The following is a 12,988-nucleotide window of genomic DNA, read 5'->3' as shown; positions in this document are numbered from 1 at the left end:
TGGCTGTGCGATTACTCTGATTATGACTGACTCTACGCCTATCATTGGACGCTTTGCGCCCTCCCCCTCAGGTGACCTCCACTTTGGTTCGTTAATGGCAGCGCTGGGAAGCTATCTTGATGCGCGTTCTCAACACGGCCTGTGGCGAGTTCGCATTGAAGATATAGATCCCCCCAGAGAGATCGCGGGTGCCTCCCACCGCATCCTCCAACAACTTGAACGCTATGGATTAGAGTGGGATGGCCAAGTCGTTTGGCAATCACAGCATCATTCCCGTTATCGCGAGGTTTTAGAGTGGTTGATTACGCATCGACGTAGTTACTACTGTACCTGTACCCGAAAATCGATTCAGCAATCGGGGGGATATTATCTTGGTACCTGCCGCAATGCCCATCGAAGCGCCGAAGGTGCTGCGCTACGTTTGTATCAACAATCACCTGTCACCCATTTTAATGACCTTTTGCGCGGTACCGTTAACTGCCACCCACCGTTAGCGCAAGAAGATTTTATTATTCATCGTCGAGATGGACTCTTTGCCTATAACCTTGCCGTCACGGTCGATGACCACGATCAAGGCGTGACGCAAGTGGTACGGGGTGCGGATTTGATTGAACCCACGGTGCGACAAATCGCGCTTTATCAGCAACTCGGATGGACAGCACCCGATTATCTCCACCTTCCGCTAGCATTGAATCAGGAGGGGAGCAAGCTCTCGAAGCAAAACCACGCTCCGCCACTTCCCAGCGAAGAACCACAGAGAATGCTGATCTTAGCCCTCGCTGCATTAGGGCAAAATGTTAACGATGAGTGGCGCGATTTAAGTGTAGAACAGCTGATTCATCAGGCGATAAAGCAGTGGCAGAGAGTAAAAATCCCAATTAATAGCACTTTCATTACTACAGATGTGTTATCAACATTCTAAAATGATTCACAACAGGCTATGATGAGCTCCCATTTAGAACCGTATTTACTTTTTATTGTTGAGGTGTACTATTTTTACCCGAGTCGCTAATTTTTGCCGAAAAATCCTTACGCGTGACGAGGAGAGCATCTCTGCAGAAAACGTCCCACCGCCGATAACGATCATTCCACGCGATCAACACAATATCTCTCGTCGAGATATTAGTGATAATGCATTGAAGGTCCTGCATCGTCTTAATAAGTCCGGTTTCGAAGCTTACTTAGTCGGTGGTGGTGTCCGTGACCTTCTTCTGGGTAAAAAACCGAAAGATTTCGACATCACCACCAATGCCACCCCAGAGCAGATGCGCAAATTATTCCGTAACTGCCGGTTAGTCGGGCGACGTTTTCGCTTGGCACACGTGATGTTTGGCCCTGAGGTGATTGAAGTAGCGACCTTTCGCGGACATCACGAACAAGAAGAAGCTATTGACCGAAATACGTCGCAACAAGAACAAAACGGCATGCTGTTGCGCGATAATATTTTTGGGAGCATTGAAGATGATGCGCAACGCCGCGATTTAACCATCAACAGCCTCTACTATAGCGCGGCAGACTTCACGGTACGCGATTATGTCAATGGCTTAAGCGATTTAGAGCAAGGCATTATCCGCCTTATAGGCCATCCTGAGACCCGATATCGCGAAGATCCTGTTCGGATGTTACGAGTCATTCGTTTTAGTGCAAAGTTAGGGATGAAAATCGCGCCAGAAACGGCAGCGCCAATTAGCGATCTCGCGGAACTCTTAAAGAATATTCCGCCAGCACGTCTCTTTGAAGAAACACTTAAGTTACTGCAATCCGGTTACGGTGAGCACACCTATCCATTGTTGCGTGAATATCATCTTTTTGAACCACTCTTCCCGTTAATTCATCAGTATTTCACTGAGAGTGGCGATAGTCCGATGGAGCGTATTTTAGTACAAGTGCTAAAAAATACGGATCATCGTATACAAAACGATAGCCGAGTTAACCCGGCGTTTCTCTTTGCGGTAATGTATTGGTATCCGCTACAGGAGAAAGCGCAGCAAATTGCTCAAGAAAGTGGCCTACCTTTCTTTGAAGCCTTTTCGTTGGCCATGAACGACACCTTAGATGAAGCCTGTCGAGCTATTGCAATTCCTAAACGCTTTACAACCATGACCCGTGATATCTGGACGCTACAACTACGGATTTCTCGGCGTCATGGCAAGCGCGCTTGGAAATTAATGGAACACCCTAAATTCCGCGCCGCCTATGACCTGTTAGTCCTTCGTGCAGGTGTCGAATCCTCAGTAGAGCTCCAGCGTTTAAGCGATTGGTGGACCGAATTCCAGACTAAAAATGCCACCGACCAAGCCGCGATGTTACAAGATTTAGGAAGCGATCCGGCTCAGCGCCGCCGCTATAATAGGCCACGTAAGCGTGCGCCTAAAGGTAATATTTCGCGCCGAAATGAGAGTTAATCATGGTTCGCGTCTATATTGCACTGGGTAGCAATCTACGTGACCCACTTGATCAGTGCCAGAGGGCGATTACTGCCCTCTCGGCCCTGCCGGCATCAACGCTAGTCGATATTTCATCTTTTTACCGAACGCCACCTTATGGTCCGCAAGATCAACCTGACTTTTTGAATGCCGTGGTGGTGTTGGACACTGAATTGTCGCCTTTAGCACTGCTGAACCATACCCAGCGCATTGAGTTAGAACAAGGGCGAGAACGTAAAGACCAGCGTTGGGGTCCCCGCACGCTCGATCTCGATCTGCTCGTTTTTGGCGAACAGCAAGTTGACAGTGAACAGCTGACACTGCCTCATTACGACATGCATAACCGCGCCTTTATGTTAATACCGCTGGCAGAAGTTGCAGGTGATCTGACCATCGGCGACAAGGGCAGCGTATCAAGTTGTCTCGCTTTATTGGATACCTCAACGATCACTTTGTGGTAATAGACGAAAGTCGGTATGGGGATTCCCGTGTAGTACGAGTTGCTGTAAACTCCGCGTCACAATTATCCTTGACAAGAGTTTATAATGACACCTATCACCCTGAAAAATTTACGTCAGTGGAAACTTGAAGGTAAAAAATTCGCCTCACTCACGGCGTATGATTACAGCTTTGCAAGGCTTTTTGCTGAGCAAGATATTCCGGTATTACTCGTCGGTGACTCCCTAGGAATGACGATTCAAGGCCATGACTCTACCGTTCCCGTCACCGTCGATGATATGGTTTACCATACTCGTCATGTGCGTCAAGGTGCGCCAAACGTCTTACTGCTCACCGACCTACCCTTTATGAGTTACCCTACCCTAGAGCAAGCCGGTCATAATGCGGCACGTGTAATGCGAGCAGGCGCTAATATGGTGAAAATCGAAGGGGGTGCATGGTTGGCCGATACTGTTCGCCACCTGACAGAGCGCGCAGTCCCTGTGTGCGGTCACCTTGGATTAACGCCACAATCCGTGAATATCTTCGGTGGCTATCAGGTTCAAGGTAAAACAGAAGAACAAGCCGACCAACTCCTCAATGATGCACTGACCCTTGAAGCCGCAGGAATGCAGCTACTGGTGTTGGAATGCGTCCCTATTTCCTTGGCGAAACGGATTACCGATGCGCTGACTATCCCGGTTATCGGTATTGGTGCGGGAGCTCAAACCGATGGTCAGATCTTAGTGATGCAAGATGTCATCGGTATTACCTCTGGCTATGTGCCCAAATTTGCTAAAAACTTCTTAGCTGAAACCGGATCGATTTCACTCGCCGTTGCGGAATATCAACAACAAGTGCTAGACGGCACTTTCCCTGAGTTAACCCACAGTTTTAAAGGATAGACTTCTTTCCATGCAGACTTTTCACGATATAGCCGCCCTGCAACAGCGATTGAGCGACTTGCGCCGCCAAGGTAAAACCCTTGCTTTTGTGCCAACGATGGGAAACCTTCATCAAGGTCATATCACCCTAGTGGAGCGAGCGAAGCAATTAGCCGATAGTGTTATCGTCTCTATTTTCGTCAATCCAATGCAATTTGATCGGCCAGATGACTTAGCACGTTACCCGCGTACCCTTGAGAATGACCAGCAATTATTGACTGATAAGGCCGATATACTGTTTGCCCCCGCTGCAAACACCCTCTATCCAACAGGGCTAAATGAACAATCCTTCGTCCATGTCCCGGGACTCTCTGAACTATTAGAAGGCGCCAGTCGCCCTGGACATTTTCGTGGCGTGAGTACGGTTGTCAGTAAATTATTCAATATCGTACAGCCTGATGTGGCGTGTTTTGGGGAGAAAGATTTTCAGCAATTAGCCATCATTCGCAAAATGGTTCTCGACCTCAATTATCCAATCACGATTGTCGGAGTCCCGACTGTACGAGCTGAAGATGGCCTAGCCCTCAGTTCTCGTAATGGCTATTTAACGGAAGCCGAACGCCAGCAAGCGGTTCAACTTAGTCAAACCATGCAGGCGATGGCAGAGCGTTTACGTCAGGGTGAGAAAGATTACACTGCAATCGTTGATAGCGCTGTAACGAGCCTAGCGGATAAAGGCTGGCAGCCGGATGGTATTGCCATTTGTGATGCGGAGAACCTAATGCCTCTGACCGCGAACAGCCGTAAAGCAGTCATTCTGATGGCCGCTTGGTTAGGAAAAGCCCGGTTAATTGATAACCAGCAGGTCACACTCCCATAGTGTGAAGCGTTACCTCCTCACACTATGGGTCTTTAGCGTTGAGGAGGTTAACTGCGTAGCCCTTTGCCACGTTCGATTAAGGACCATACTATCGCGTAAAATATCGCAACGAATACGACGAGGATGGTTAGCGTCAAGGGGACGGGTACGTCTTGAATGCCCAGAAATCCGTAGCGAAAACCACTGATCATATAAACAATCGGATTAAGCTTAGACACCCCTTGCCAAAAAGGCGGAAGTAGCGATAAGGAATAAAAAACGCCGCCCAAATAAGTCAGAGGGGTCAAGACGAAGGTCGGGATTAAGCTAATATCATCAAAACTACGTGCGAAAACAGCATTTAATAACCCCGCTAACGAAAAGACGATAGCTGTCAGTAGGATGGTCAAAGCCACCATTGGCCAATAAAAGACATGGAAGGGTACAAACAGCAGTGAAATGGCAGTAACCAATGCGCCTACACAAATGCCTCGCGCTACACCGCCCCCCACATATCCCGCAATAATAACGTGCGTAGGTACAGGCGCTACAAGCAGTTCTTCAATATTGTGCTGAAACTTAGCACTAAAAAATGATGATGCGACATTGGCATAGGAGTTAGTGATCACCGACATCATGATCAGCCCCGGTACAATGAATTGCATGTAGGTAAAGCCATGCATGTCACCAATACGCGAGCCGATCAGATTACCGAAAATAATAAAATAGAGCGTCATGGTAATAACCGGAGGAACTAATGTTTGGATCCAAATACGTCCAAAACGATGGATCTCTTTCGCCCACAGTCGTTTAAGCGCTACCCAATATAAGTGTGCCATTAATTACCTTTCACCGTATTACTGACTAAATCCACAAATAACTCTTCCAAGCGATTCGCCTTATTTCGCATACTCAGTACCTGAATATGTTGTGCAGAAAGTTGGCTAAAGACTTGGTTAATCCCCTGCTCACGTAGCACCTCAACCTCTAAGGTTGTCGCATCGATACTTTCATAATGAAAACCTTCTAACACGGCTGGTGTCTCATGGGGAGCTAAATCAAAGATAAAGGTTTCCGAGACCACTTTCGCGAGTAATGCCTTCATACTGGTATTTTCGACCAGTTCTCCTCGCTGAATAATTCCGATATTGCGGCATAACATTTCCGCTTCTTCTAGATAGTGTGTCGTCAAAATGATCGTAGTGCCAGCCTCATTAAGCTGCTTAAGAAAACCCCACATAGAACGTCTTAATTCGATGTCCACCCCTGCAGTCGGTTCATCGAGAATCAATAGTTTAGGCTCATGCATTAAGGCGCGAGCAATCATCAGGCGTCGTTTCATACCGCCGGACAGCATACGGGATTTTTGGTGACGTTTTTCCCATAAATCGAGTTGGCGAAGATATTTTTCGGCTCTAACTAAGGCCAGTTTTTTTTCAACACCGTAGTATCCTGCTTGGTTAGTCACTACCTGTAGGACACTTTCGAAGGGATTAAAGTTAAACTCTTGCGGAACTAAGCCAAGCTGCAGCTTGGCTCGCACTTTATCGGTATCTAAGTCATGACCAAAAACGCGCACACTTCCCGATGATTTATTAACCAATGAGCTTATAATACCGATTGTCGTCGATTTCCCAGCACCATTCGGGCCAAGTAATGCGTAAAAATCGCCCGCCTCAACCGTTAAATCGATCCCTTTTAACGCTTGAACCTGATTACCATAAGTTTTCGTTAGCCCGGAAATTTCCAGTGCATAATTCATATCAACTCCACGCCTGTTTAGGTGACAGATTAGCGTTTAAAAAAAGTCCCCATTCAACCTAGCGGTGGGATGAGGTAATGAATGAACCTGAGTGACAAATTCTCGTGATGCTGTGGCGGCATTAGGGAATTTGATCGTACTTCATCGAACACAGTCTAGCCGAATGGCCGATCCAGCGTGCTCTTTGTAATAAGAGATTCGTAAATCTTATCGCGACTCAGTGTAAAAATTGCCTACGTAACGTTGAGACTAAAGCGCCGGCTTTCCCTTTTAGAGATAGCAGAGAAGCGGAACGACACGCAAAGGGGAATACGGCGACTAAAACATATTTATTATGGATCTCGTGTCGTCACAAGATGAAGTGACAACTGACATGCCACCGTTTTCAAAGCGATTAACGCGACTCACAACGCCTGACCGCCTAAAGCAGTAACGCTGTCAGACACTACTCATAAGTGCTCCATTATAGAACAGGCCAGCAAGGCTGGCCTGAAACTTTGTGCTATTTACTATCTACTCTGGTACCACACGCCCAACATAGGGGAGATGGCGATAGCGCTGTGCATAATCAATCCCGTATCCGACAACAAACTCATCAGGAATAGGGAATCCTACATACTCTACGGTTACCTCAACTTCGCGACGCTCAGGTTTATCCAACAAGGTACAGATCGCTACCGAAGCTGGCTCGCGTAATTGTAAGATTTCACGCACTTTACTCAGCGTATTACCAGAATCGATAATATCTTCGACAATGAGGACATCTTTACCGCGGATGTCTTCATCTAAATCTTTAAGAATTTTCACATCTCGCGTTGAAGACATGCCATTTCCGTAACTTGAGGCAGTAATAAAGTCAACTTCGTGGGAGACATCAATCGCCCGACAAAGATCCGCCATAAACATAAATGAACCGCGCAGTAGTCCCACTAACACCATGTCTCTCCCGCGATCTTGATACGCGGCGGTGATCTGTTGCCCTAATTCTGTAACACGATTCTTTATTTCCTGTTCGGAAATCATCACTTCAACGGTATGTTTCATAATCTCTATCTCACTGAGAGTACTCAGTTTTCATTGTGCGGCCAAGCGTAAAAGTCTTGAAAGGTAGGATGCATACCCCAGAAATTTACAGCTAAAATTCAGGGGGTGCAGTATAACAGGGATTCTAATTGAGATAAAAACCCTGTGTTGCGCTTAATCAATCCTGCTTACCGACGGTGAAACTCATCATCATGCCAGTATCTTCATGTTCTAATAAATGGCAGTGGGCCATATAGGGTGCCTGATGGTCGGCAGTGTGCGGGAAAGAGACTAGCACTTGGCTCACACCACCTTCAACGCGAACCGTATCTTTTAAGCCTTGCCGATGTGCCGCGACAGGCTGATCATTTTCACTCAGAATCCGGTACTGCGTACCATGGATATGGAACGGGTGTAACATCATGTCACCCTCACCACTGATCTCCCAAATCTCATGTTGGCCCTGTGGGCTTTGCCAAGCAATATCACCAATTTGGTAAGCCTTACCGTTAATCTTATTACCTTGGTGAAAATCATAACCTTGCGAAGCGTTCTGCATAGTAGGCATCGCCGACATCCCATGCCCTTGGCTCTGACGCGTTTTATCAGAACTCTCTGCCATCGGTGCTGAGTGGTGCATCGGCATGCCTGCCATCGCTTGATGGCCATAACGTTGCATTAATTGCTGCATACCGATTGTATCAAGCTGCTTATCCATAGATAGCCCTATACGGCGGCGCGTGAGCCCCTCTGTACTGGGAAGCGAAGGCAATGTTGCTAAATGGTCCGGTAATTCTGCTCCGCCACCAATACGCAGCGGTAAGACTTTTAATAACGGTAAGGGTTGATCAAAAGGCGGAAGCGTCATCCCCATTTGAGTCACCGGCAGTGTGACAAGGTCGAATGGCATGGTATCCGTTAACTCAATCATCACCTCGAAACGCTCGCCGGGTAACATAGCCAACTGTTCAACTTTAACAGGTTCAGCTAATAGCCCTCCATCACTGGCAATGACATACATGTGACGACAATGGCTTAACGCCAGATTCATCGAGCGTGCATTACAACCGTTCAATAAACGTAAACGTACCCAGCCACTTGGTAACGCCACTTGGGGATATTGGTTACCATTGGTTAACATCATGTCACCAAACCATCCCACTGCTGCATGCATAATATCGAGTTGATAGTCGATATCTGACCCCGCATCCGTCAATTTTTTGTCTTGGAACACTAGCGGAATATCATCAACGCCCCATTGCGAGGGGATGCGTAGCGTTTTGATGTGCTCGTCTTCAATGACGAGCATTCCCGCGAGGCCTTTGGCCACTTGAAAACCAGAGGTCATATGCGGGTGAGGATGGTACCAGCAAGTAGCGGCAGGCTGATCAGGCGTAAAGGTTACTTCTCGCTGCGAACCCGCACGAATCACCACCTGCGGACCACCATCGACCTCGCCGCCAACCACTAGACCATGCCAATGGACAGTGGTATCGACAGAGAGTCGATTATGGACGCGGAGCGAAACAGGCTGATTGCGACGAAGTTTAATAGTCGGGCCCAAATAGCCACCATTATACCCCCAAGTCGAGACCGATTTATTATTCCATACACTGTTCCCCGCCATTGCAGTCAACTCTATACGTTGATGCAGATCGGGTTCAAGTAAGCTAGGCGTGGTAAGAAGTGGACGCTGACCTGACATGACCTCTCGGCTCCATGCAGGCAAAGCCCCCGCACTAATCAGTAATGAGCTAAGCTTTATAAAATCTCGACGTTGCATACGTATCCCCCCTAATTTTTCAGTCTTTGACGTTACGCTATACCCTTATGGGAAGGTCAAGCGTTCTGTGCGTAAACCTGTCGTCATTCTTGCCCATTATGTGCTAACGTTTGGTGATACTTGTAGTGATGAGAATTTTCATGAAAACCTTAGCTAAAATACTCTTTTTCCCACTATTTTTTCTGTCGTCGAGCTATTGCTACGCATTAGACGATTCACAAGCTGACGATATGGCTGATTTAACCGCCGTCTTTATCTATCTTAAAAATGATTGTGGTTATCAGGATCTGCCCGATCCACAAATTCGTAATGCGCTAATCTATTTTGCGCGCAACAATGGCTGGAACTTGAGTAACTATAATAGCTTCAATATGCAACAGCGTGGTGAAAGCAGCTACGAGGATCTGCGCGGTATCCATGTCGATAATAAGCAAAAGTGTCATCTATTAGCGGAGAAATCATTAGGGCTATTGGCCTTTGTAAATCGACAATCTCATTGACCACTAAATTGACGGTATGCATCGACTAACGCGAAGAAATCCTCAAAACCACAAAACGCGAGGGATTCTTGGTCGTAGTAACTCATTCCTTCATCCAGTTCATCGACACTTATCGCCAATAAGTTCGCTTGAATCATGACTTCATCATCACTTAATGCAATAGTGTATTCACGTCCGATATGTTGCCATTGTTGTTCTGTCCCTTTGACCCTTGTTGCCGCATTGACGACCTCGTCGAGTAACGCTGGGTTAGCATTGACTTCTTCATTAAACCATTGCCCGATCACTTCATGATCCATCGACATCTGTACACGGACGCCGCCCTCAATATCTTTAACAAACTGATAATCCATGATGATTCCTCTTTTCGTCTGGACTGGGGATTTCTGCCACCTCTACAACGATAAAAAGGGGGAGCCATTGGCTCCCCCTTTCGGTTGGATTATTATTTCATAGGCTGATGCTGATTACACCGCGCTTTGGAAAATAACTTCATCCGCTTTAGAGGTATATTGGTTAAGGCGGTCAAAGTTGAGATAACGATAAGTGTCATCGGCACTCTTATCCACTTCATTCATATAAGCCTGATACTCGTCCGCCGTCGGTAATTTACCTAATAATGCAGAAACAGCAGCGAGTTCAGCTGATGCCAAGAACACATTAGCCCCTTGACCAAGACGGTTAGGGAAGTTACGGGTCGAGGTCGATACGACTGTTGCACCCTCCGCTACGCGAGCCTGATTCCCCATACAGAGTGAACAGCCTGGGATCTCAATACGTGCCCCACTCTTACCAAAGATGCTGTAATAGCCCTCTTCCGTCAGTTGCGCTGCATCCATCTTAGTCGGTGGTGCCACCCACAGACGCGTTGGGAGTTGCCCCTTGAATTTATCAAGAAGTTTACCTGCCGCACGGAAATGGCCAATATTAGTCATGCAAGAGCCGATAAAGACTTCATCGATCTTCTCTCCCTGAACATCAGAGAGCGTGCGTGCATCGTCAGGGTCGTTAGGTGCGCAGAGAATCGGTTCTTTGATTTCAGAAAGATCAATCTCAATGATTGCCGCATACTCGGCATCCGCATCGCCTTCGAGCAGTTGTGGCTCAGCCAGCCATTTTTCCATATTTTGAATACGACGCTCAATCGTACGACGATCGCCATAGCCTTCCGCGATCATCCACTTTAGTAGCACGATATTCGAGTTAAGGTATTCAATTATCGGAGCCTGATCTAATTTGATCGTACAGCCTGCAGCAGAGCGCTCTGCAGAGGCATCGGAAAGCTCAAAGGCTTGCTCGACTTTTAAGTCCGGTAAACCTTCGATTTCGAGAATACGTCCGGAAAAAACGTTCTTTTTCCCTTTCTTCTCAACGGTTAATAAGCCTTGTTTAATGGCATAGAGAGGAATGGCATGTACCAGATCACGCAGCGTGATACCCGGTTGACGTTCACCTTTAAAGCGTACTAGCACCGACTCAGGCATATCTAATGGCATTACACCGGTTGCCGCCGCAAAGGCGACTAAACCTGACCCTGCTGGGAAAGAGATACCAATAGGGAAACGAGTATGTGAATCACCGCCGGTACCAACGGTATCCGGTAACAACATACGATTTAGCCAACTGTGAATAATGCCATCGCCCGGACGCAGTGAAACGCCACCACGATTCATTATGAAATCAGGCAATGTGTGGTGAGTTTGTACATCAACAGGTTTTGGATAGGCCGCGGTATGACAGAATGACTGCATAACTAAATCAGCAGAGAAGCCTAAGCAAGCCAGATCTTTAAGTTCATCACGAGTCATTGGCCCTGTGGTATCTTGAGACCCCACCGAGGTCATTTTAGGCTCGCAATATTCTCCTGGACGGATCCCGTCGACGCCACACGCCCGGCCAACCATTTTTTGCGCTAAAGAGTAACCACGAGTACTGGTCTCAACCGGTTTTGGACTACGGAACACATCGCTAACAGGCAGCGCTAGGGATTCACGCGCTTTAGTGGTAAGACCACGTCCAATGATCAGTGGAATACGTCCGCCCGCCCGCACCTCATCCAATAAAACCTCTGTCTTGAGTTCAAAACGAACGAGAACTTCATCGGTGTTATGGCGACAGATTTCCCCTTTATAAGGATAGATATCAATAACGTCGCCCATATTCAGGTCGCTGACATCAACCTCAATCGGTAATGCCCCTGCATCTTCCATGGTATTAAAGAAAATTGGTGCGATTTTACTACCTAAAACCACTCCACCGCCCTTTTTATTAGGCACATGCGGGATATCATCACCCATAAACCATAAAACGGAGTTAGTGGCCGATTTCCGTGAAGAACCGGTTCCCACTACGTCCCCAACATATGCCAATGGGTAACCTTGGGTAGCGAGTTGCTCAATTTGCTTAATTGGACCAATATTACCCGGTTCATCCGGCACTATCCCTTCACGTTCGTTTTTCAACATGGCTAAAGCGTGTAAGGGGATATCTGGGCGAGACCAAGCATCGGGAGCAGGAGATAAATCATCCGTATTCGTTTCACCGGTCACTTTAAAGACGGTTACGGTAATTTTTTCTGATAATTCAGGACGCGCTTTAAACCATTCAGCTTCAGCCCAAGACTTAAGGATCTGCTCAGCATAAGGATTACCTGCTTTCGCTTTTTCCTCAACATCATAGAAATTATCAAACATTAGCAGTGTATGGGATAGGGCTTTCACCGCAAGGGGCGCTAGAGAGTCATCATCTAAAAGTTCGATTAAAGGATGGATGTTATATCCGCCTTGCATCGTTCCTAATAATTCAGTGGCTTTCTCGCGAGACACTAATGGAGATGTGGTTTCGCCCTTAGCAACGGCCGCTAAAAAACCAGCTTTGACATAGGCCGCTTCGTCAACACCCGGCGGAACTCGATTAACTAATAAGTCGACCAGAAACTCTTCTTCACCTTGTGGTGGTTTTTTGAGTAATTCTACTAGGCCAGCCATTTGGGTCGCATCTAAAGGCTTAGGTACGATCCCTTGGGCAGCACGTTCAGCAACGTGCTCACGGTATTCTTCTAGCACGACGTTCTCCTCGCTCACATTGTTATAGCTTTTCAACCCTCACTACCGATAAATTATCATCTTTTTATAGGTTTTTGATGGTCGGTTTAGCCCACTGAGAATAGCAGTATTTTTATTCTTTGTTAATCTGTTTACAAAAACACAACATAATTACTACTAAATAAAAAGCAGTACCACGATAAAAATAACCCTACATGCCAAGGTGTTAGAGAATAATGCTGTAGGGTTTACGCAGTTACCCCTCAAAC

Annotated in this window: 12 protein-coding genes; 6 read left to right on the top strand and 6 right to left on the bottom strand. The window is 47.0% G+C overall.

What is annotated here, in order from left to right:
- The first annotated feature begins 22 nt into the window (after positions 1-22).
- The 5 genes from gluQRS to panC all read left to right on the top strand — a co-directional run bounded on the left by gluQRS (position 23) and on the right by panC (position 4,628).
- Complete coding sequence (gene gluQRS, locus HH682_RS07715; protein ID WP_214237004.1) at positions 23-922, top strand: tRNA glutamyl-Q(34) synthetase GluQRS; 900 nt, start codon at positions 23-25, stop codon at positions 920-922.
- Positions 923-992: 70 nt separating this feature from the next.
- Positions 993-2,405, top strand: coding sequence for a polynucleotide adenylyltransferase PcnB (gene pcnB / locus HH682_RS07710; RefSeq protein WP_214237051.1), 1,413 nt, complete (start codon positions 993-995; stop codon positions 2,403-2,405).
- Between the two features lie 2 nt (positions 2,406-2,407).
- Positions 2,408-2,887 (top strand): 2-amino-4-hydroxy-6-hydroxymethyldihydropteridine diphosphokinase, encoded by a 480-nt coding sequence (gene folK, locus HH682_RS07705; protein WP_214237003.1) that lies wholly within the window; start codon positions 2,408-2,410, stop codon positions 2,885-2,887.
- 84 nt (positions 2,888-2,971) lie between these two features.
- A complete protein-coding gene (gene panB, locus HH682_RS07700; protein ID WP_214237002.1) occupies positions 2,972-3,769 on the top strand; it encodes a 3-methyl-2-oxobutanoate hydroxymethyltransferase in 798 nt (265 codons plus the stop codon).
- 10 nt (positions 3,770-3,779) lie between these two features.
- Positions 3,780-4,628: a pantoate--beta-alanine ligase gene (gene panC, locus HH682_RS07695; RefSeq protein WP_214237001.1), complete on the top strand. Its 849-nt coding sequence runs from the start codon at positions 3,780-3,782 to the stop codon at positions 4,626-4,628.
- A gap of 47 nt (positions 4,629-4,675) precedes the next feature.
- Here the strand turns inward: panC and HH682_RS07690 are convergent, their stop codons facing one another.
- The 4 genes from HH682_RS07690 to cueO form a co-directional block, all read right to left on the bottom strand.
- Positions 4,676-5,446 (bottom strand): ABC transporter permease, encoded by a 771-nt coding sequence (locus tag HH682_RS07690; RefSeq protein ID WP_214237000.1) that lies wholly within the window; start codon positions 5,444-5,446, stop codon positions 4,676-4,678.
- A complete protein-coding gene (locus HH682_RS07685) occupies positions 5,446-6,369 on the bottom strand; it encodes an ABC transporter ATP-binding protein (protein ID WP_214236999.1) in 924 nt (307 codons plus the stop codon). The genes HH682_RS07690 and HH682_RS07685 overlap by 1 nt, the downstream gene beginning before the upstream one ends.
- Positions 6,370-6,882: 513 nt before the next feature.
- The gene (hpt, locus tag HH682_RS07680; RefSeq protein ID WP_214236998.1) at positions 6,883-7,413 is read right to left on the bottom strand and encodes a hypoxanthine phosphoribosyltransferase; all 531 of its coding nucleotides are present in this window, start codon (positions 7,411-7,413) and stop codon (positions 6,883-6,885) included.
- 157 nt (positions 7,414-7,570) lie between these two features.
- Positions 7,571-9,175, bottom strand: coding sequence for a multicopper oxidase CueO (gene cueO / locus HH682_RS07675; protein WP_214236997.1), 1,605 nt, complete (start codon positions 9,173-9,175; stop codon positions 7,571-7,573).
- A gap of 140 nt (positions 9,176-9,315) precedes the next feature.
- Between cueO and HH682_RS07670 the strand changes: the two genes are divergently transcribed.
- Positions 9,316-9,675, top strand: coding sequence for a YacC family pilotin-like protein (locus HH682_RS07670; protein WP_214236996.1), 360 nt, complete (start codon positions 9,316-9,318; stop codon positions 9,673-9,675).
- Here the strand turns inward: HH682_RS07670 and HH682_RS07665 are convergent.
- Complete coding sequence (locus HH682_RS07665) at positions 9,669-10,028, bottom strand: YacL family protein (RefSeq protein WP_214236995.1); 360 nt, start codon at positions 10,026-10,028, stop codon at positions 9,669-9,671. The two genes, HH682_RS07670 and HH682_RS07665, sit on opposite strands and share 7 nt — an antisense overlap.
- A 114-nt stretch (positions 10,029-10,142) precedes the next feature.
- Positions 10,143-12,740 (bottom strand): bifunctional aconitate hydratase 2/2-methylisocitrate dehydratase, encoded by a 2,598-nt coding sequence (acnB, locus tag HH682_RS07660; RefSeq protein WP_214236994.1) that lies wholly within the window; start codon positions 12,738-12,740, stop codon positions 10,143-10,145.
- Positions 12,741-12,988: the final 248 nt, after the last annotated feature.

The organism is Rosenbergiella gaditana, from assembly GCF_018494065.1.
Taxonomy (GTDB): Bacteria; Pseudomonadota; Gammaproteobacteria; order Enterobacterales; family Enterobacteriaceae; genus Rosenbergiella; species Rosenbergiella gaditana.
The sequence above is the reverse complement of the archived record's forward strand: the minus strand, read 5'-3'. Positions and strand labels throughout refer to the sequence as shown.